The 19,354-nt window shown below is 67.2% G+C and carries 17 protein-coding genes; 12 read left to right on the plus strand and 5 right to left on the minus strand.

From position 1 onward, the window contains the following. Window positions 1-40 precede the first annotated feature (40 nt). Window positions 41-865: a polyphosphate kinase 2 family protein gene (locus WG924_RS17925; protein WP_345934465.1), complete on the plus strand. Its 825-nt coding sequence runs from the start codon at window positions 41-43 to the stop codon at window positions 863-865. A gap of 31 nt (window positions 866-896) precedes the next feature. After that, complete coding sequence (locus WG924_RS17930) at window positions 897-2,246, plus strand: MgtC/SapB family protein (RefSeq protein WP_345934466.1); 1,350 nt, start codon at window positions 897-899, stop codon at window positions 2,244-2,246. A gap of 23 nt (window positions 2,247-2,269) precedes the next feature. Here the strand turns inward: WG924_RS17930 and WG924_RS17935 are convergent, their stop codons facing one another. The 3 genes from WG924_RS17935 to WG924_RS17945 form a co-directional block, all read right to left on the minus strand. Then, window positions 2,270-3,619, minus strand: a complete 1,350-nt coding sequence (locus WG924_RS17935) for an HlyD family type I secretion periplasmic adaptor subunit (RefSeq protein ID WP_345934467.1) — start codon at window positions 3,617-3,619, stop codon at window positions 2,270-2,272. After that, window positions 3,616-5,532 (minus strand): type I secretion system permease/ATPase, encoded by a 1,917-nt coding sequence (locus WG924_RS17940; protein ID WP_345934468.1) that lies wholly within the window; start codon window positions 5,530-5,532, stop codon window positions 3,616-3,618. The genes WG924_RS17935 and WG924_RS17940 overlap by 4 nt, the downstream gene beginning before the upstream one ends. Before the next feature lie 208 nt (window positions 5,533-5,740). Next, complete coding sequence (locus tag WG924_RS17945; protein ID WP_345934469.1) at window positions 5,741-6,838, minus strand: AbrB family transcriptional regulator; 1,098 nt, start codon at window positions 6,836-6,838, stop codon at window positions 5,741-5,743. 287 nt (window positions 6,839-7,125) lie between these two features. Between WG924_RS17945 and WG924_RS17950 the strand changes: the two genes are divergently transcribed. The 5 genes from WG924_RS17950 to WG924_RS17970 all read left to right on the plus strand — a co-directional run bounded on the left by WG924_RS17950 (window position 7,126) and on the right by WG924_RS17970 (window position 12,530). Further along, complete coding sequence (locus WG924_RS17950) at window positions 7,126-8,064, plus strand: histone deacetylase family protein (RefSeq protein WP_345934470.1); 939 nt, start codon at window positions 7,126-7,128, stop codon at window positions 8,062-8,064. Between the two features lie 114 nt (window positions 8,065-8,178). Next, window positions 8,179-8,436 carry an exodeoxyribonuclease VII small subunit gene (locus tag WG924_RS17955; RefSeq protein WP_345934471.1) on the plus strand — a complete coding sequence of 86 codons (258 nt, stop codon included), beginning with the start codon at window positions 8,179-8,181 and terminating at the stop codon, window positions 8,434-8,436. A gap of 29 nt (window positions 8,437-8,465) precedes the next feature. After that, entirely contained in the window at window positions 8,466-9,431 is a 966-nt protein-coding gene (locus tag WG924_RS17960; protein ID WP_345934472.1) for a polyprenyl synthetase family protein, read from the plus strand. Between the two features lie 350 nt (window positions 9,432-9,781). Continuing rightward, on the plus strand, window positions 9,782-11,716 hold the full coding sequence (gene dxs / locus WG924_RS17965; RefSeq protein ID WP_345934473.1) for a 1-deoxy-D-xylulose-5-phosphate synthase: 1,935 nt from the start codon (window positions 9,782-9,784) through the stop codon (window positions 11,714-11,716). A gap of 22 nt (window positions 11,717-11,738) precedes the next feature. Beyond that, on the plus strand, window positions 11,739-12,530 hold the full coding sequence (locus tag WG924_RS17970; RefSeq protein WP_345934474.1) for a TlyA family RNA methyltransferase: 792 nt from the start codon (window positions 11,739-11,741) through the stop codon (window positions 12,528-12,530). Between the two features lie 48 nt (window positions 12,531-12,578). On the opposite strand, the gene WG924_RS17975 is transcribed toward WG924_RS17970, so the two are convergent. Then, window positions 12,579-14,138 (minus strand): acyl-CoA synthetase, encoded by a 1,560-nt coding sequence (locus tag WG924_RS17975; protein ID WP_345934475.1) that lies wholly within the window; start codon window positions 14,136-14,138, stop codon window positions 12,579-12,581. Between the two features lie 108 nt (window positions 14,139-14,246). After that, complete coding sequence (locus WG924_RS17980) at window positions 14,247-14,873, minus strand: TetR/AcrR family transcriptional regulator (RefSeq protein ID WP_345934476.1); 627 nt, start codon at window positions 14,871-14,873, stop codon at window positions 14,247-14,249. Between the two features lie 233 nt (window positions 14,874-15,106). Between WG924_RS17980 and WG924_RS17985 the strand changes: the two genes are divergently transcribed. The 5 genes from WG924_RS17985 to WG924_RS18005 all read left to right on the plus strand — a co-directional run bounded on the left by WG924_RS17985 (window position 15,107) and on the right by WG924_RS18005 (window position 19,345). Next, window positions 15,107-16,288 carry a lipid-transfer protein gene (locus tag WG924_RS17985; protein WP_345934477.1) on the plus strand — a complete coding sequence of 394 codons (1,182 nt, stop codon included), beginning with the start codon at window positions 15,107-15,109 and terminating at the stop codon, window positions 16,286-16,288. A gap of 26 nt (window positions 16,289-16,314) precedes the next feature. Then, window positions 16,315-16,782 (plus strand): MaoC family dehydratase N-terminal domain-containing protein, encoded by a 468-nt coding sequence (locus tag WG924_RS17990; protein WP_345934478.1) that lies wholly within the window; start codon window positions 16,315-16,317, stop codon window positions 16,780-16,782. Then, window positions 16,779-17,171 carry a MaoC/PaaZ C-terminal domain-containing protein gene (locus WG924_RS17995; protein ID WP_345934479.1) on the plus strand — a complete coding sequence of 131 codons (393 nt, stop codon included), beginning with the start codon at window positions 16,779-16,781 and terminating at the stop codon, window positions 17,169-17,171. Before WG924_RS17990 ends, WG924_RS17995 begins: the two co-directional genes overlap by 4 nt. A 78-nt stretch (window positions 17,172-17,249) precedes the next feature. Beyond that, window positions 17,250-18,077, plus strand: coding sequence for an SDR family NAD(P)-dependent oxidoreductase (locus WG924_RS18000; RefSeq protein ID WP_345934480.1), 828 nt, complete (start codon window positions 17,250-17,252; stop codon window positions 18,075-18,077). A gap of 119 nt (window positions 18,078-18,196) precedes the next feature. Beyond that, window positions 18,197-19,345: an acyl-CoA dehydrogenase family protein gene (locus tag WG924_RS18005; RefSeq protein ID WP_345934555.1), complete on the plus strand. Its 1,149-nt coding sequence runs from the start codon at window positions 18,197-18,199 to the stop codon at window positions 19,343-19,345. Window positions 19,346-19,354: the final 9 nt, after the last annotated feature.

Here is a 19,354-nt window from a genome sequence, read left to right on the forward strand (position 1 = left end):
CGGCCGCGCCGGAAACCCCTCATCCAAGGATGTCGCCGTCATGGGCAAGAAGGATCGCAAGCAGGCCAAGGCGGAGCGCAAGGCCAAGGCCGCCGAATGGCGGGCCGAGGCACCAGAGGCCGTGGCCGAACTTCTGCCCGGCGAGGACACCGACCGGGCGCTGAAGCGCCTGCAGGATCAGCTTGTCATGCTTCAGCATGCCTATGTCATCCATGGCCATCGCGGCATCGTGGTGCTGGAGGGCTGGGATGCCGCCGGCAAGGGCGGGCTGATCCGGCGGGTCGGCTGGTGCCTTGATCCGCGCCATCTGCGGGTGCATTCGATCGGCGCCCCCAATCAGGCGGAAAAGCGCCAGCACTGGATGCAGCGCTTCTGGACCCGGGTGCCGGAAAACGGCCGGATGGCGATCTTCGACCGGTCCTGGTACGGCCGGGTGCTGGTGGAACGGATCGAGGGCTTTGCCAGCGAAACCGAATGGCGGCGCGCCTATGACGAGATCCGTGCCTTCGAGACGACCCTGCTGGACGAAGGCATCCATATCGTCAAGTTGCTGCTCGACATCACGCCGGAGGTGCAACTGGACCGGCTTCAGGCCCGGTACGACAATCCCGAGAAGCGCTGGAAGCTGACAGAAGACGATCTGCGTAACCGCGCGCGCTGGCGCGATTACGAGGAGGCCTATGGCGAGATGGTCGAGCGCACCTCGCTCGACCGCGCGCCCTGGCAGCGGATCAATGCCAATGATAAGGACACCGCCCGCATCGCTGCCTTCGAAGCGATCATCCGTGGCCTGGGGGATGGCGTCGACGTCAGCGAGCCGGTGGTGCCGCCGCTGATCCGGGCGTTCTTCGGCGATCCGTCCTGAGCCCGCGCCGGGTTCGCGGGGAGGGTGATTGATGCCTGATATCGCCATGCCGACGCCCTATCTGGATCTGGCAAGCGCGCTCGCCATCGGCGCGCTGATCGGCTTCGAGCGCGAGAAGCACAAGGCCGATCAGCATCTGCGCGGCGCCATGGGACTGCGCAGCTTCATCATCGCGGCGCTGGCCGGTGCCGCCGGTGCGCTCGTCACCACGGCGCTGGACAGCCCCTGGCCGCTGGTCGCGGTGCTGATCGGCGTGGCCGCCGTGGTCGTGGCCTCGCATGTCGAGGCGGCGGTCCATGATCCGCGCAAGCTGGGCGCCACCACCGAACTCGCCGCTATCGCCACCACGGCCCTGGCGGCACTGGCGGTGCTTGGCCATCGCGACATGGCGGTGCCGCTGGCGGTTGCCTGTGCGGCGGCGCTGGCGTTCAAGGCGCCGCTGAAGCGGATGGTGGCCGGCTTTGGTCGGGACGACATCCACGGCATGATGAAGCTGCTGATCGCCAGCTTCATCGTGCTGCCATTGCTCCCCGACCGCGCCCTGGACCCTTGGGACGCGATCAATCCCTATCGGTTGTGGCTGCTTGTCATCCTGATCACCGCGCTCAGCCTGGTCGGCTATGTCGCGGTCCGGCGTTATGGCGCCCGCACGGGAACCCTGATGACCGCGCTGGCCGGCGCGCTGGTGTCGTCGACGGCGGTGACACTGTCGCTGGCCCGTCACGCCCGCACCGGTGATATCGCCACCCGTCGCGCGGCGGCCGGCGGCATCCTGGCCGGATGGACCGTGATGGCATTGCGGGTCGCGGTGCTGCTCGCGGCCGTGAATTCCACGATCCTGCTGCTGCTGTGGCCGGTTCTTGCGGCCCTGATCGCCCCGTCCCTGGCCGGCGCGCTGTGGCTGCTGGTGCTGCGGCAGGTGCCGTCCGTGGCGCCGGTGGTGCCGGCTGAAGGCGACGGCGCCCCGCCCGCTGATCAGGCGCCGGCGCCGGCGGCGCCGGCGGCAGGGGTGCGGACATCGGTCGACAACCCGTTCAGCCTGGGCCCCGCCATCCGCTTCGCGGTTCTGATGGCGGCAATCATGCTGGTCTCGGCCCTGGCGGAACGGTATCTGGCGCCGACGGCGCTGGTGGCCGTGGGGGCATTGTCGGGGCTGGCCGACGTCGATGCGATCACCGTGTCGATGGCCGAACGCAGCATCGGCGATGCCAGCCGCATCGACCTTGCGGCGGCGGCGATCATGGCTGCCGCCGTGGTCAATACGGCGGTCAAATATGGCCTGGCGCTCACCGCCGGTGGCCGCGGTCTGGCATGGCTGCTGGCCCCGGCGACGGCCGTTTCGCTACTGGCGGCGATTGTCGCGGCGGTTCTGCGGCTCTGATCAGCCAGCGCCGGTCAGGTTTATCACTCCTCGCGCGCGGCGCCCTCGATGCTGTGCAGCAGCGGTTCGATCAGGTAATCGAGGGCGGTGCGTTCCCGCAACGGCACCATCACTTCCGCCGGCATGCCGGCGGTCAGCGTCGCATCGGGCAGACGGGCCAGTTCTGACGGTGGCACCTCGACGCGCAGATCGTAATAGCCGGCACCTGTGCGTTCGTCCGTCAGCCGGTCGGCGGATACTTGCGACACGCTGCCATCCAGCACCGGCGTGGTCCGATAGGGATAGGCTGTCAGCCGCACCTCGGCCTTCATGCCATGGCGCACGTCATCGACCTGATCGGGACGCAACTGGGCACGAACGATCAGTGGCGCGTCGCTGGGCACGATCTCCATGATGGTCTCGCCCGCGCGGATCACGCCACCGACGGTGAAGGCGGTCAGCCCCACGACCGCGCCCGATGCCGGAGCCTTCACATCGGTGCGGCCCAACTGGGCGCGCACCGCTTCCAGGCGCGGGGTCAGGTCGAACAACTGTTCCTGGGTCTGGCGCAGTTGCTCCGCCACCTCGGTCTGACGCTCGCGCTCGATCTGGTCGATCTGAAGCCGGGCCTCGCCGATGGCCTGGGCCGCACGCGCGGCATTGGCCTCGTTCTCGCCCCGCTCGCCATCCAGGGATGCCGCGGCACGTTCCAGGGCCAGCAGCCGGGTTCTCGGCGTCAGTCCCTTTTCGTACAGCGACCGGGTGCCCTTCAACTCGTCGCGGATCAGCGCAAGCTGGCGGCGATTGGCGTCGGCCTGGGCCGTGAAGCCGGAAATCTGGGCTTCGAGCTGAACGATGCGCTGGCTCAGGATATCCACCTGATTGCCGCGCGAACGGGTGCGGGTCGCGAACACCCGTTCCTGGCCATGCACCAACTGGTCGATCTCGCCGTCCTGGCCCAGCCGGGCCACGATGTCGGGCGGAAACATGATCGCCTCCAGCCCGTCGCGCTCCGCCACCAGCCGTGCCTCCAGGATGGTCAGGGCATCGGTCTGCTTCGACAGCACGCTTTCCTGGGCACGCAATTCGGTGCTGTCCAGACGTAACAGCATCTGCCCGGCGGAGACCCGGTCGCCTTCGCGCACCGGCAGTTCGGCGACGATGCCGCCATCGCGGTGCTGCACCGCCTGGCGGTTGCCTTCCACGATCACCACGCCGGGGGCGATGGCGGCGCTGTTCAGCGGCGCCATCGCCGCCCAGCCTCCCAGCACGCCAAAGAACAGCACGCCCACGATGATGCCGGTGCGCATCGGCCGTCCGGCGCCGTCATCGACCCGTCCCGGCGCGCCGGTGGGGCGGGCGGCGGCGCCTGCCGGTGCCGATTGCATGCTCATGCGTCGCCTCCGCGCCGATCGCCGGGATCATGGCCCCCGTCCCTGCGATTGTTGTCGGTACCGCCATTGCCACGCGGCGTCGGCCGCCCCTGTGGCTGCGGCGCATTGGGATGGGGGGCATTGGGATGGGTCGGCGCCGGCGGGCGCCCGCCCTCGGCGCGGGGCGTGCTCAACGCCTTCACCACCTCGGCCGTCGGTCCATACATGTGAACCCGGCCTTCGCGCAGCACCAGCAACCGGTCCGACAGGCCCAGAATGCCGGTGCGGTGCGCCACGATCAACACGGTGCGGCCTTCGGTCCGCAGATGCTTCAGCGCGATGACCAGCGCCTGCTCGCCATCATTGTCCAGGCTGGAATTCGGTTCGTCGAGCGCGATGATCGCGGGGTCGCCATAGAGCGCGCGGGCAAAGCCGATCCGCTGACGCTGGCCGCCCGACAGGCCGATGCCGCCATCGCCGACCCGGGTATCATAGCCCTGCGGCAGGGCCAGGATCATGTCGTGGGCACCGGCGCGTTCGGCCGCCTGGATGACCAGGGCATCGTCGGCATCGCCGAAGCGGGCGATGTTGTCGCGCACGGAACCCGCCAGCAGCACGACATCCTGCGGCAGATAACCGATCGCCGGCCCCAGCCGTTCCCGCGGCCAGCGCGCCGCGTCGGCTCCATCCAGCCGCACCGATCCCGACAGCGGCACCCACAAGCCGATCATCAGCCTGAGCAGGGTCGATTTGCCTGCCGCCGATGGCCCCAGTATGCCGATGGTTTCACCGGCGCGCACATCCAGGTCGACCCCACCGATCGCCGGCCGTTCGGCGCCGGCCATGCGGAACACCACGCGGTCCAGGGTGATGGCGCCCTTCGGGCGAGGCAATTCGGTCTGCCCGGGCCGCGGCGGCGGGGTGGCGGCAAGGGCGGTCTTCACCCGGCCATAGGCCTCACGCGCCGAGGTCATCTGCCGCCACATGCCGACGATCTGTTCGATCGGCGCCAGTGCCCGCCCGATGAGGATCGAGCCTGCGAACATCGCCCCGGGTGTGACCTCGCGTTCGATGGCGAGCCAGGCGCCGATTGCCAGCACCAGGATCTGCAACGACAGCCGCACGCCCTTGGTCGCGGCCGACCAGAAGGCGCCGCGTTCGGCCGACCGGGCATGTCCGGCCAGACCTTCCATCCGAGCGTCGTGCCAGCGGCCGATAAGCGCCGGCGCCAGGCCCATCGCCTCGATCGGCTCGGCCTCGCGGATCAGGGCATCACCGGCCGCATGGGCGCGCAACTGCGCCTGCCCGGCGGCGGCGGCGGCTTTGCGCATGCTGTATTCGCCGGCGATCGCCAGCGTCAGCAACAGCACCGATCCACCCAGGGCCAGCATGCCCAACCAGGGATGGATGATCCACATGATCGCCACATAGACCGGCATCCAGGGCAGATCGAACATCGCCCCCGGCGCCGGCCCCGACAGGAACATCCGCAGGGTTTCAAGATCGCGCAAGGGCTGTGCCGCCGGCGGCTGGCCGGGCAGGGCGGACTGGCGGATCAGCCGCGCGAGTAACGGCCCCGCCAGCACCCGGTCGACGCGCAGGCCCGCGCGGCTCATCAGAATGCCGCGCACCCGGTCGAGCGATGCCATGGTCAGCAGGGCCACCAGCGCTATGACGGTCACGAACATCAGGGTTTCGCCGCTACCGCTGGACAGCACCCGGTCATAGACCTGCAGCATGTATAGCGACGGGGTCAGATACAGCAGGTTCACCCCGGCGCTGAACACCGCCGTTGCCCCGAGATGCCGACGAATGGCGGCGCGCGCCCGGGCGATCAGGCGGGCGCCATCGACGTCGTCGCCGGGAACCGGCGCCACCGGCCGTATGGCGGATGGCCGGGCCATGGCGGGGATATCGGGTGGGCTGACGGTCATCGGGCCAGAGATCCGGCGGCTGTTGACTGATGTGTATCAGGGCGCACAGGCAGGCCGCATGTCGGCGCGGACGACCATCATATATCAAGCGATATGACGCGTGTGTAACCGCCTATCAATATCGACGATCAGGGCACATGTCATCCGGCTTCCGGTTGCATGGCAAAGAACGCAGCGCCATGCAGGGGCAAGGCCAGGCCCGTGGTTGTCACGACCGGGCGCGGCGCTGCTTGAAAAACACCGGGGCGAACATGATGACATAGATGACGCGCATCACATGGAACACCGCGACCACGGCGGCATCCAGGCCCAACGACAGCGCGATCAACCCCATTTCGGTGAACCCGCCTGGCACCAGGCTGAGCAGCATCGCCAGCCTGGGCGCACCGGTCACCGCGGTGAATACCGGCGTGAACAGAATTGCCGTCACCAGCATCATCAGCGCCGAAATGACCGCCAGAATGACGATCCGGGCCAGTTTGCGCATCGACAGCCCGGCAAAGCGGGCGCCCATCATGGCGCCGGCCAGCAACTGGGCAAGGGCGATCGCCGCGGCCGGCAGTTGCAGGGTCACCAACCCCGACAGATGCAGGGCGCCCGAGACCAGCAGCGAACCGATGAAGGTGGCGCCTGGAATGCCGGCGCGGCTGGCCAGCCGATAGCCCAGGATGCCGCCGGCCACCAGCATGACATAGCTCGCGATCATGCCCGCCATGCCGCCGCCGGCCCAGATGGCGATCAGCCCGTCCTGTGTCGCGTGCCGCGGGGTGATCGTGGCGGCGACGCCGTAGCCTTCGACATAGGCGAGGTATAGCGGCACGGTGAACACCACCGCATAGATCCGCACCGCATGGGTCAGCGCCACGGTCGCGATGTCCGCGTGGTGGTCTTCGGCCACGCGGGTCATCTCGTTGATGCCACCGGGCATGGCGGCGAAGAAGGCGGTCGCCCGGTCGACGCGGCCGAAGGCGATCATCAGCCAGTAGCCCATCGAGAACAGCAGCAGGATATAGGCGGCCAATGCCGCCAGCCCCAGCGGCCAGCCGGCGGCATGGGCGAAGACGTCCGGGCTGAAGCTGCCGCCCAGCACCATGCCGAGCGCGACCACGGTCCAGTTCCGCAGCCGCCGGTTGGCGATCAGCGGCGCCCCCAGAATGCCGGTGAGCGCGGTCAGGCTCATGGCACCCAGCATCCAGGCCAGCGGCAGATGCCACCAGGCGAACAGCCCGCCACCGGCGGCACCGATCAGCAGGGTCAGACACAGACGCGCGGCGTTGTGCCGGTCGGTGCCACCGGTTGTCATCATGGACGGCGGCTGTGGCTGATGTCGATCGGCGGACACGGGGGGGATGGTCCTTGCAAACGCGATGATTGAAGTGGCAGGCTGGTCGCATATGGTATACCAAAGCCGTGCCGGCCTGCCTATCCACCGGTGCCGTCAAGGCTGCGCAGACGATGCTTGCGCGCCGCAGGCCCGCGCGGGAGAGTAGGGCCAGAACCAGGATGACCCGCAGGATCGGGCGACGCCGCAGGCCAACGACCGGCTGGCGGCCAACGCCGGGCCGGATTGCCTTTGAGGAAACGCTGAACCTGATGTCGGTGCTGTTGCTGACCCACCCGGCCTGTCTCGATCACGAGACAGGATCGTGGCACCCGGAATCGCCTGCGCGCCTGCGCGCCGTTCTGAAGGCGCTGGAGGCGCCGGAATTCAGCCGTCTGGTGCGCGAGGACGCGCCAGCCGCGACAGAAGAGACGCTGTCTCTGGCCCATGACCCGGCCTATGTCCGCGCCGTGCTGGCGGCGATCCCGGCCCAGGGTGCGGAGGCGGTGCATCTGGATGCCGATACTGTGGTGTCGCCCGGATCGGGCGAGGCGGCGCTGCGGGCGGCCGGGGCGGTGGTGGCCGCGGTCGACGCGGTGATGACCGGGCGCTTCGACCGGGCGTTCTGCGCGATCCGCCCACCCGGCCATCATGCCGAACCGGGCCGGCCGATGGGGTTCTGCCTGTTCAACAACGTGGCGGTGGGCGCGCTGCATGCCCGTGCCGCCCATAAGGTGAACAGGATCGCGGTGGTGGATTTCGATGTCCATCACGGCAACGGCACCCAGGCGATGTTCCAGAACGACCCTGACCTGTTCTATGGCTCGATCCATCAGGCGCCGTTCTATCCCGGCACCGGCAAGATGTCGGAGCGCGGGGTCGCCGGCAACATCCTGAACATTCCCTTCGGCGCCGGATCGGGCGGCATCATGGTGCGGCGCGCCTTTGTCGAGCGGTTGATCCCCGCGCTGGACGAATTCATGCCCGATCTGCTGCTGGTCTCGGCCGGGTTCGACGCGCATCACCGCGATCCGGTGGGCGGCATGGACCTGGGCACCGAGGATTTCGCCTGGATGACCAAGGAGCTGATCGAGGTCGCCCGTCGCCATTCCGGCGGCCGGATCATCTCCACATTGGAAGGCGGCTATGACCTGCGGGCGCTGGCCGATGCCGCGGCGTCGCATGTCCATGTCCTGATGACGGCGCCATAGCGGCAGGCAGCGGCCGGGAAGCCGGCCTTGCCGCGGCGATGTGGGCCGGCTTACACTCCCGGCCTCATTCCGTCACGCCCATCACTCCTTCACGCCTATGGAGATGCCGACATCATGGCTGCCGACGAGACCCTGCCGCCCGAGATCGCCGGCCTCAGTTTCGAGGATGCGCTCAAGGAACTGGAGCAGATCGTGCGCAAGCTCGAAAGCGGCGAAGCCCGTCTGGAAGAGGCGATCGAGGATTACGAGCGCGGGGCCCTGCTCAGGCGTCATTGCGAGCGCAAGCTGGCTGAGGCCAAGGCCAAGGTGGAACGCATCGTGCTGGGTGGCGACGGCCGCCCGACCGGGCTCGATCCGGTCGACCTGCCGTGACGACGCCGGTTGATGACGGGCCAGGCGCCATGAATGGCAGCGGACCGCTTCCGGGCGACGATCAGGCGGGTCTGCTGCCGATTTTCGATGCGCGCGCGCGCGCGGCGCTCGCCGCCCGCCTGGAGACGGTGTCGGCCGGTGTCGAGACGGCCATGGACCGCTTGCTGCCCCCCCAAGGGGGCGGCGCCTCGCCACGACTGACCGAGGCGCTGCGCTATGCGGTGTTCGCCGGTGGCAAGCGGCTGCGGCCGTTTCTGATCGCAGCCTCAGGGCAGTTGTTCGACGTGCCCGCGGACCGGTCGTTCCGCGCCGGGGCCGCGGTGGAGTTCCTGCACACCTATTCTCTGGTCCATGACGACCTGCCGGCCATGGATGACGATGACCTGCGTCGCGGCCGGCCGACCACCCACAAGCAGTATGACGAGGCGACCGCCATTCTGGTCGGCGATGCGCTGCTGACGCTGGCCTTCCAGGTGCTGGCCGAACCCGCCACCCATCCCGATGGCGATGTGCGGGCCGATCTGGTGCTGGCGCTGGCGGAAGCCGGCGGTGCCGGCGGTATGGTCGGCGGCCAGATGCTCGATATCGAGGCCGAGGCCGCGGGCGGCATGACCGAGCTTGGCGCCATCGGCCGGATGCAGCGGCTGAAGACCGGCGCTTTGATCGAATTCAGTTGCCGGGCCGGTGCCATTCTGGGCGGTGCCGGCATGGAGGCCCGCACGGCGCTGCGCGATTATGCCCGGGCCCTGGGTCTTGCCTATCAGATTGCCGATGACCTGATCGACGCCACCGGCGATGCGACGGCGGCCGGCAAGGCGGTCGGCAAGGATGCCGCGCGCGGCAAGGCCACCTTCGTGGCGCTGATGGGCGTCGACGGCGCCCGGGCCGAGGCCGCGCGGCTGATGGATATGGCGATTGCGGCACTTGGTGCGTTCGATGATCGCGCGGATGATCTGCGCCGTCTGGCGATCCATGTGGTGACCCGCGACCGGTGACGGCAATCGCCGGCGCCGCATCGCCCGGCCCGTCTCTGTCATTGCTCACATCTGCCATCGAATGCGTCTGAGTCGCAGAATTCAGCCACGTCTGGTGGTATGGGGACCAGACGGTGGCAGCGCCGCTTGATGCTGTGCAAGCTTAGCGGGCAAGGCTATATTGGCCGGATTTCCGACCGGTGGGCGGGTTTGACGGTTACATTGCCGTGACGCCCGCGCCATATCTTTCGGATCGAATGTGCATTTCGGCCTGAAACCGCAGGCAGGGGTGTTGCGTACAGAGACCAAGACCCCTATGAAACGGGGCCGTCATCCTGAAGACTTTCGCCGTGAGCGAGGAGAGGCTGCCAGTGTCCGATCGCCCGTCCACCCCGCTGCTGGACACCGTGCAGGTGCCGGCGGATCTGCGCGGTCTGACCCGCGACCAGCTTCGCCAGCTTGCCGATGAACTGCGCGCGGAAACCATCTCGGCGGTCTCCGTGACCGGCGGCCATCTGGGCGCGGGGCTTGGCGTCGTCGAGTTGAGTGTCGCGATCCATCATGTGTTCGACACACCCCGTGACCGGCTGATCTGGGATGTTGGCCACCAGTGCTATCCCCACAAGATCCTGACCGGCCGGCGCGAGCGGATCCGCACCCTGCGCCAGCGAGACGGCCTGTCGGGCTTCACCAAGCGGGATGAAAGCGACTACGACCCGTTCGGAGCCGCCCACAGCTCGACCTCGATTTCGGCGGGGCTGGGCATGGCGGTGGCCAGTCGACTGAAGGGCGAGGCCGACCGGCGGGTGATCGCGGTGATCGGCGACGGCGCGATGAGCGCCGGCATGGCTTATGAGGCGATGAACAACGCCGGCGCCATGCCCGACCGGCTGATCGTGATCCTGAACGACAACGACATGTCGATCGCCCCACCGACCGGCGCGATGAGCGCCTATCTGTCGCGGCTGATCTCGTCGCGGTCCTATCGGTCGTTGCGCGACATCGCCAAGCACATGGCCCGGGCCTTCCCCAAGCCCCTGGAAAAAGCCGCGAAACGCGCCGAGGAATTCGCCCGCGGTCTGGTGACCGGCGGCACGCTGTTCGAAGAACTGGGCTTCTATTACGTCGGCCCGATCGATGGCCACAACCTGGACCATCTGTTGCCGGTGTTGCTGAATGTCCGCGACGCCCAGCAGGACGGCCCGGTGCTGATCCATATCGTCACCCAGAAGGGCAAGGGCTATCCGCCGGCCGAGAAGGCGGCGGACAAGTATCATGGCGTAGCGAAGTTCGATGTCGTCACCGGCGCCCAGGTCAAGCCCGCCGCCGGCGCGCCCAGCTATACCAATGTGTTCGCCGACGCGCTGATCGCCGAGGCGGAGCATGACGACCGCATCCTGGCGGTGACGGCGGCGATGCCGACCGGCACCGGACTCGACCGGTTCAGCCGGCGGTTCCCTGACAAGGTGTTCGACGTCGGCATCGCCGAACAGCACGCCGTCACCTTCGCGGCCGGCCTTGCCGCCGAGGGCATGAAGCCGTTCGCCACCATCTATTCCACCTTCCTGCAGCGCGCCTATGATCAGGTGGTGCATGACGTGGCGATCCAGCGTCTGCCGGTCAGGTTCGCGATCGACCGCGCCGGGCTGGTCGGCGCCGACGGCGCCACCCATATGGGCTCATTCGATCTGACCTATCTGTGCTGCCTGCCCGGTTTCGTGGTGATGGCGCCGGCCGACGAGGCCGAATTGATGCATATGGTGGCAACCGCGGCCATGATCGACGACCGGCCGAGCGCCGTGCGCTATCCGCGCGGCGAGGGCACCGGCATTGCCCTGCCGCCACGCGGCGTCCCGCTTGAAATCGGTCGTGGCCGCGTGCTGCGGGAAGGCACCAAGGTGGCGATCCTGGCGCTGGGCAGCCGGGTCGCGGATGCGCTGAAGGCGGGTGAGGAACTGACCGCCCGCGGCTATTCGACCACCGTGGCCGATGCCCGCTTCGCCAAGCCGATCGATGCCGATCTGGTCCGCAGGCTGGCGGCGGAACACGAGGTGCTGATCACGATCGAGGAGAATGCGATCGGCGGCTTCGCCACCCAGGTGACGCAGTTGCTGTGCGACGGCGCCCTGATCGAACGCGGCCTGAAGCTGCGCCCGATGATGCTGCCCGACCTGTTCCTCGACCAGATGAGCCCGCGCGATCAGGTGGAGGTTGCCGGCATCGGGGTCGGCGCCATCGTCGCCAAGGCACTTGAGGCCCTGGGCCATAACGATGTCGACGTGGTGTTGAGCAACAGCCGCGCCTGACCGACGGACAGGGACGTTTCCTATGGCTGGCGATGCATCACGTCTCGATCAGGCCCTGGTCGACCGGGGGCTGGTGGAGACCCGCAGCCGCGCTCAGGCGCTGGTGATGGCCGGGCTGGTCTATGTCGGCGACCGCAAGGAAACCAAGCCGGGCACGCGGGTCAAGGCGGATGCCGCCCTGACCGTGCGGGGCAGCGACCACCCCTGGGTGTCGCGGGGCGGACTGAAGCTCGCCGGCGCGATCGACCATTTCGGCCTGAGCCCCGCCGGCGCCGTCGCGATCGATGTCGGCGCATCCACCGGCGGCTTCACCGATGTGCTGCTGGCGCATGATGCAGCCAAGGTCTATGCGGTCGATGTCGGGCATGGCCAGTTGGCGTGGAAGCTGCGTCAGGATCCGCGCGTCGTGGTGCTGGAAAAGCAGAATGCCCGCCATCTGACCGAGGCGCAGATCCCTGAACGGGTCGACTGGGTGGTCTGTGACGCCAGTTTCATCGGCCTGCGCACCGTGCTGCCGGCGGCCCTGTCGCGTCTGAAGCCGGGGGGGCTTGCCGTCGCCCTGATCAAGCCGCAATTCGAGGTCGGACGGGGCCGGGTCGGCAAGGGCGGGGTGGTCCGTGAACCCGAACTGCATGCCGAGGTGGTGGACACCATCAGCGACTGGTTCGCGGCACAGCCCGGGGTGACCGTGCTGGGTGTGACACCCAGCCCGATCAAGGGCCCTGAGGGCAATGTCGAATTCCTGATCGCGGCACGATTTGCCGATGGCGGCACCCCGTCGGCGGCCGTGGATGCATCCCGGCCGGAGGACTGATTGCCGGAGACGGTGCAACCGCCTCCGGCAATCAGGTGGCGCCGACCGTCAGTTCACCCGACGATCGGTCTTGTTCCAATAGGGCTGGCGCAGATCGCGCTTCATGATCTTGCCGGCGCCCGACATCGGCAGCGGCTCGTCGCGGATCTCCACGCTGCGCGGGCATTTGTAGCCGGCGATATACTGTTTACAGAAGTCGATGATCTCCTGCGCGGTCGGCCGGGCATCGGCGTGGGGCACGACGACCGCGTGGACCAGCTCCCCCCAATGGGCGTCAGGGATGCCGATCACGGCGCATTGCGCGACAGCCGGATGGCGGGCGACGATGTTCTCGACCTCGACCGAATAGACGTTCTCGCCGCCCGAGATGATCATGTCCTTCATGCGGTCGACGATATAGACATAGCCGTCGGCATCCATCCGGGCACCGTCGCCGGTGTGCATCCAGCCATCGACGATGGCCTTCTCGGTTTCCTCCGGCCGGTTCCAATAGCCCTGCATCACATTGGCGCCACGCACCGCGACTTCACCGACCGTGCCTTCGGGCACCGGGCGGCCATCGGCGTCGACGATGCGCACCTCGCAGCCGATCACCGGCCGCCCGGCCGACCGGTGACGGCCCTTGGCGCGGGCGTCGCCGATATGATCCTGCGGATGCAGCAGGGTCGCGATCGGCGACAGTTCGGTCATGCCGTAGGCCTGCATGAACTCGACGCCCGGCAGCTTTGCCGAGGCCCGGTCCAGCACGGCTTCGGTGATCGGGGCCGCGCCATAGATGATCCGTTTCAGCGATGACAGGTCGTAATTGCCGATCGCCGGATGATCGACCAGCATCTGGATCATGGTCGGCACCAGCAGCACCGAGGTGACCCGATGGTCCTGGATCACCTTCATCACCCCTTCGGGCGTGAAGGATGGCACCACCACATGGGTTTCCCCCTTCAGCAGCAGCGAGAAGGTCGCGGCACCATCGGCCAGATGGAACATCGGCGCCGCGTGCAGATACACCGTGTCGTTCGGGAACAGGCCCTCGGCCAGGGCATGCAGGCTGTTGGCGATGATGTTGTCGTGCGACAGCATCACGCCCTTGGACCGGCCGGTGGTGCCGCCGGTATAGAAGATGCCGAACAGATCATCGCCGCCACGGTCGGCGTCGGCGACCGGCTCGTGGTTGCGGATCAGGTCTTCCATAGCGGGCATGTCTTCAGGCGCCGCGCCGCTGCCGGCATAGATCAACGCTAGCTGTGCGCCCGAGGCGGCGGCGATCGACCGGCCCATCTCGGCGAAGGCGTCGTCGACGATCAGCAGGCTGGCGCCGCAATCCTCGACCGCGTCGGCATTCTCCTGCCGGCTCCACCGGATGTTCAGCGGCACGATCACGGCACCGGCCCAGGGTGCCGCGACATAAGCCTCAAGGTAGACGTCCGAATTCAGGGTCAGCACGGCGATGCGGTCGCCATCCTCGATCCCCAGCGCGCGGAAGGCGCCGGCCATGCGGGCGACGCGTTCAGCGGTTTCCCCCCAGCTACGCCGCCTGTCGGCGCAGATCGTCGATGTCCGGTCGCGCGCGACCACGACCGCTCTTCTCAAGCCCGACGTCAGTCCCATCTGTCCTCCCAGTCCGTTGGCGTTTCCTGAAGATCCCCGTCCTGGCCTCTTGGGCGGGCGGATCGGGGTGATGTACGGACGGCTGACGGGACGGAGGCGATCGCCGCCTCAACCCCGCGCCGTCAGTGCCTGCCGGGCCATGTCTGCCATGGCATCGGCAATATCCTCGGCCGAAGACGGCCCGCTTTCCCTGAACCATTGCCCGACCCAGTTGACCGAGCCCGCCAGCAAAAAGGCGGCGATCCGCGGATCGACCGGCCGCACCGAGCCGTCGCTGATCCCCTCGGCGATGCAACTGCGCAGGCGGCTGTCGATCGACCGTTTCCAGGTCCGCACCTTGCGCCGGCTGTCGGTGGCCAGATCGCGATCGTCGACCGTCACCAGACACATGCCGAAATCGGTGGTCATGTTCAGCGTATAGGCCTTCAGGAACGCCACCGCCCGGTCGAGCCCGGTGCTGTTGTTCAGTTCCACCTCGGCCAGCAGGCTCTCGATCATCTCGCTGCCCAGCATGTAGCAGGCATAGAGGATGTCTTCCTTGTTGCGGAAATAGTGATAGAGCGCAGGCTTGGTGATGTGCAGGTGCTCCGCCACATCCGCCATCTTGGTCCGATGGAAGCCGTTTTCGACGAACAGCCGTGCCGCCGTCCGCAGCACGGCGTCGCGCTTGGCGTCGCGGTCGCGCTGGCGTTCGGCGGCGGGCTTCCAGGGCGACGTCGGAATCTCGATCTGCACGTGTCGTGATCTCTCTGTGGTTCCTGTGGGCCGGCGCGCATGAACAGCACCCCTTGGCGCCCGATCATTGCACGGCTCGGCCCAGATCGGAACGAGCGCTATCCCCAAGGCAGAGATTGACGGCTCGACTTGATATTCGATATCTTACCCACGGGTAAAGAATAAGTCCAGCCGCGGCGGTGCGTCCGTCTGCGGGTTATCTCCTCCCCCTGAAGGCGTGAAGGAAACCAGAGATGGTCGAGAGCGTGAGAATCGCGGGCGTCGGCATGATCCCGTTCAAGAAGCCGGGCACCAGCGCACCGTATCGTGACATGGGTGCCGAGGCGGCGCGGCTCGCGCTCGCGGATGCCGGCATCGATTATGCCGAGGTTCAGCAGGCTTATGTCGGGTATGTCTATGGCGACAGCACCTGCGGTCAGGCGGCGCTGTATGAAGTGGGCATGACCGGGATTCCGGTGGTCAACGTCAACAACAACTGCTCGACCGGTTCGTCGGCGCTGTTTCTGGCCCGCCAGGCGGTGGCATCGGGCATGGCCGACTGCGTGCTGGCGCTGGGCTTCGAGCAGATGGTGCCGGGCGCGCTCGCCGACGTCTATCAGGACCGGCCGAGCCCGCTTGAGAAGTTCATCGAGGTCGCGACCGAGGTCGACCCGACAGCGGACGCGCCGATGGCGATCCGCCTGTTCGGTGGCGCCGGCAAGGAATATCAGGAGAAATACGGCGCCAGCAACGAGGCCTTCGCGATGATCGCGGTCAAGGCCCGCCGCCATGCCGAGCACAATGAACGGGCGATCTTCCGCACGCCGACCACGGTCGAGGAAGTGCTTGCCTCGAAGCATATGTACGGCCCGCTGACCCGCCTGCAGTGCTGCCCGCCGACCTGCGGCGCCGCCGCGGCACTGGTGGTCTCGGAAGCCTTCGCCCGCAAGCATGGCCTGACCGATGCCATCCGCATGCGCGCCCAGGCGATGACCACCGATTACACGTCCAGCTTCGACGAGAAGAGCATGATGAAGGCGGTGGGCTTCGACATGGCCCGCGCCGCCGCCGATGCGGTGTATGAGGCGGCCGGCGTCGACCCGATGGATGTCGGCGTGGTCGAGATGCATGACTGCTTCACCGCCAACGAGCTGATCTCGTATGAGGCGCTGCGCCTGACGCCTGAGGGCACGGCCGAGAAGTTCATCATGGATGGCGACAACACCTATGGCGGGCGTGTCGTCACCAACCCCTCGGGCGGGCTGATCTCGAAGGGCCATCCGCTGGGCGCCACCGGTCTTGCGCAATGCGCGGAACTGGTCTGGCAACTGCGCGGCCAGGCCGGCCCCCGTCAGGTCGAGGGCGTGAAGCTGGCACTTCAGCACAATCTGGGCCTTGGCGGCGCCTGCGTGATCTCGCTCTACGAGCGCGCCTGACATTATCGAGCGAAGAGGTTTTTCCCATGCTCGACAGAGCGGCGATCGGGCGGGTTCTCCCGCCCGTCACCGCGACGGTTGAACGCGGCCGTCTGCGGTTTTTCCTGAATGCGATTGGCGAGACCAATCCGATCCACCATGACGCGGCGGCGGCGCGGGCCGCCGGCTATCGCGATTGTCCGATCCCGCCGACCTATCTGTTCTGCCTGCGGATGCTGGATGCGCCCGACCCTTATGCCCTGCTCGACGATCTGGGCATCGATCTGGGCACGGTGCTGCATGGCGAACAGGGCTTCACCTATCACCAGCCGGTGGTGGCCGGCGACGAGATCCGCTTCACGGCCCGCATCGCCGACATCTTCGACCGCAAGGGCGGCGCCCTTGAATTTCTGGTCGAGGAGATCAGGGTCGAGCGGGTGTCGGATGGTGCCCATATGGCGGATATCCGGCAGGTGACGGTGATCCGGAACCCGATCCCGGGAGGTGCGGCATGACCGCTGATGCCATTCATGTGACGGTGGAGCTGCCGCCGATCACCCGCACCCAGTTGGCGCTGTATGGCGGCGCATCCGGCGACCATAACCCGATCCATATCGACATCGACTTCGCGAAGAAGGCCGGTTTTCCCGACGTCTTCGCCCACGGGATGTTGGTGATGGGCCTGGCCGGCCGGGTGGTGACGCAGGCGGTGCCGCTGGCACGGCTGAAATCCTGTGCCGTGCGCTTCGCCGCCATCACCCAGGTTCACGACCGGCTGACGGTTGAGGCAAAGGATGTGGGCGCGGTTGACGGCGGCGACGGCGACCGGCGCCTTGAGGTGATCGTGCGTGACCAGAACGGTCAGGTGAAGGTCCAGGGCGAGGCGGTGATTTCCGTCGGATGACCAGGGTTCGGCTGACCGGCATGGCAGCCGATCGCGGGACACGGATTCCAAGAAAACGTGATCGGGAGAGACGCAACGATGGGTAAGCTCGACGGCAAGGTCGCGCTGGTATCAGGATCTGGACGCGGCATCGGCCGGTCGATCGCATTGAAGCTTGCGAGCGAGGGCGCCCGGGTGGTGATCAACGACCTGGACGAGGCCCCGGCGGAATCGGTCGCGGCCGAGATCCGCGACATGGGCGGTGAGGCACTGGTCTGTGCCGGCAGCGTGACGGCGGAAGATTTTGGCACGCGGTTCGTGAATACGGCGGTCGAGGGCTTCGGCGGCCTGGACATCATCGTCAACAACGCCGGCTACACCTGGGATTCGACAATCCAGAAGATGGGCGACGACCAGTTCCAGGCGATGATCGACGTTCATCTGACGGCGCCGTTCCGCATTCTGCGCGCCGCTTCGGAACCGATCCGGATCTTTTCCAAGCGCGAGGCGCAGGAGGGCCGCGAGGTCTTCCGCAAGGTGGTCAACATTTCGTCGATCGCCGGCCTTTACGGCAATGCCGGACAGGTCAGCTATTCGTCGGCCAAGGCGGCATTGGTCGGTATGACCCGTACCTTGTGCAAGGAATGGGGTCGCTACAAGGTCAACGTGAACTGTGTGGCTTTCGGCCTGATCGCCACCCGGCTGACCCAGGCGATCGACAAGGAGCAGGCGACGATCGACGTCGAGGGGCGCGCGATCAAGGTGGGCATCCAGCCGCAGTTGCTGGAGACCATGGGCCACATCATCCCGCTGGGGCGTCCGGGCAAGCCGGAAGAGGCGGCGGGGGCGGTGTATATGTTCTGCGCGCCTGAAAGCGACTATGTCAGCGGACAGGTTCTGGTCTGTGGCGGCGGTCTGCTGCTCTGATACCGGGCTGGAATGACGAGGCCGGCCCGCAGGGTGCTTGCGGGCCGGTTTCGCCATGGTGGCCATCAACCGTGGATTGATGGCCCGACAGGACGATCGGCAGGGAGGCCGAGATCATGCTGAACACGCAATCACCCTGGATGACAGCCGAATATGAGGGGCTGCGCGACCAGTTCCGTCGGTTTCTGGACGCCGAGTTGAAACCCCATGCGGCCCGCTGGCGCGACCAGCGCATGGTCGACCGCTCCGCCTGGACGGCGATCGCCGGCATGGGCGCGCTCTGCCCGGCCGTGCCCGAGGAATTCGGTGGCAGCGGCGCCGATATCTATCAGGAAATCCTGCTGCTGGACGAGATGTGCCGGCGGGTGCCGGAGGCGGCGAGCGGCTATAGCGTCCACAGCGGCATCGTCGGCCATTATGTGTTGAACTATGGCACCGAAGACCAGAAGCGCCGCTGGCTGCCCAAGCTGTGTTCCGGCGAATGGGTCGGCGCCATCGCGATGACCGAGCCCGGCGGCGGATCGGACCTTCAGGCGCTGATCACGCGCGGCCGGCGTGATGGCGACGATTATGTCATCGACGGCCAGAAGACCTATATCACCAACGGCATCGCCGCCGATCTGGTGCTGACGGCGGTTCGGGTCGATGGTACGCCCGGCGCCAAGGGCATTTCGTTGATCGGCGTGGAAACCGGCGCCTCCGAGGGCTTCCGGCGCGGCCGGTCGCTTGAGAAGATCGGCCTGCATGCCTCGGACACCGCCGAGCTGTTCTATGACGGCGCCCGCGCGCCGGTCGCCAACCTGCTGGGCGGGGTCGAAGGGCAGGGCTTCTATCAGATGATGGAGCAACTGCCGCGCGAACGCCTGCTGCTGGCGGTGAGCGCGGTTGCGGCCATGGAACATGCGATCGACATCACCACGGCCTGGGTGCGTGACCGGCGCGCCTTCGGCAAGACGCTGTTCGATTTCCAGACCATCTCATTCCGTCTGGCCGAACTGGCGACAGAGGCCCGGATCGGGCGGGTGTTCCTGGACGATTGCATCGTCAAGCTGGCCGAGAACCGCCTGGACACGGTGACAGCCTCGATGGCCAAGTGGTGGTGCAGTGAGCATCAGGTTCAAACCATCGATGCCTGCCTGCAGATGTGGGGCGGGCTTGGCTATATGGCCGAAAGCGAGATCGGCCGCATGTATATGGACGCCCGGATCCAGAAGATCTATGGCGGGCCGAACGAGATCATGAAGCTGCTGATCACCCGCGCCCTGTGACACATGGAT

The sequence above is a fragment of the Tistrella arctica genome, assembly GCF_039630945.1.
Classification (GTDB): domain Bacteria; phylum Pseudomonadota; class Alphaproteobacteria; order Tistrellales; family Tistrellaceae; genus Tistrella; species Tistrella bauzanensis.

Bases quoted from the DNA above. Each gene is read 5' to 3' on its own strand.
- WG924_RS17975 (WP_345934475.1), bottom strand. From the start codon at position 14,138: ATGGGACTGACGTCGGGCTTGAGAAGAGCGGTCGTGGTCGCGCGCGAC.
- WG924_RS17950 (WP_345934470.1), top strand. From the start codon at position 7,126: ATGTCGGTGCTGTTGCTGACCCACCCGGCCTGTCTCGATCACGAGACA.
- WG924_RS17970 (WP_345934474.1), top strand. From the start codon at position 11,739: ATGGCTGGCGATGCATCACGTCTCGATCAGGCCCTGGTCGACCGGGGG.
- WG924_RS17985 (WP_345934477.1), top strand. From the start codon at position 15,107: ATGGTCGAGAGCGTGAGAATCGCGGGCGTCGGCATGATCCCGTTCAAG.
- WG924_RS17955 (WP_345934471.1), top strand. From the start codon at position 8,179: ATGGCTGCCGACGAGACCCTGCCGCCCGAGATCGCCGGCCTCAGTTTC.
- WG924_RS18000 (WP_345934480.1), top strand. From the start codon at position 17,250: ATGGGTAAGCTCGACGGCAAGGTCGCGCTGGTATCAGGATCTGGACGC.
- WG924_RS17930 (WP_345934466.1), top strand. From the start codon at position 897: ATGCCTGATATCGCCATGCCGACGCCCTATCTGGATCTGGCAAGCGCG.
- WG924_RS17940 (WP_345934468.1), bottom strand. From the start codon at position 5,532: ATGACCGTCAGCCCACCCGATATCCCCGCCATGGCCCGGCCATCCGCC.
- WG924_RS17960 (WP_345934472.1), top strand. From the start codon at position 8,466: ATGAATGGCAGCGGACCGCTTCCGGGCGACGATCAGGCGGGTCTGCTG.
- WG924_RS17990 (WP_345934478.1), top strand. From the start codon at position 16,315: ATGCTCGACAGAGCGGCGATCGGGCGGGTTCTCCCGCCCGTCACCGCG.
- WG924_RS17945 (WP_345934469.1), bottom strand. From the start codon at position 6,838: ATGATGACAACCGGTGGCACCGACCGGCACAACGCCGCGCGTCTGTGT.
- WG924_RS17995 (WP_345934479.1), top strand. From the start codon at position 16,779: ATGACCGCTGATGCCATTCATGTGACGGTGGAGCTGCCGCCGATCACC.
- WG924_RS17935 (WP_345934467.1), bottom strand. From the start codon at position 3,619: ATGAGCATGCAATCGGCACCGGCAGGCGCCGCCGCCCGCCCCACCGGC.
- WG924_RS17925 (WP_345934465.1), top strand. From the start codon at position 41: ATGGGCAAGAAGGATCGCAAGCAGGCCAAGGCGGAGCGCAAGGCCAAG.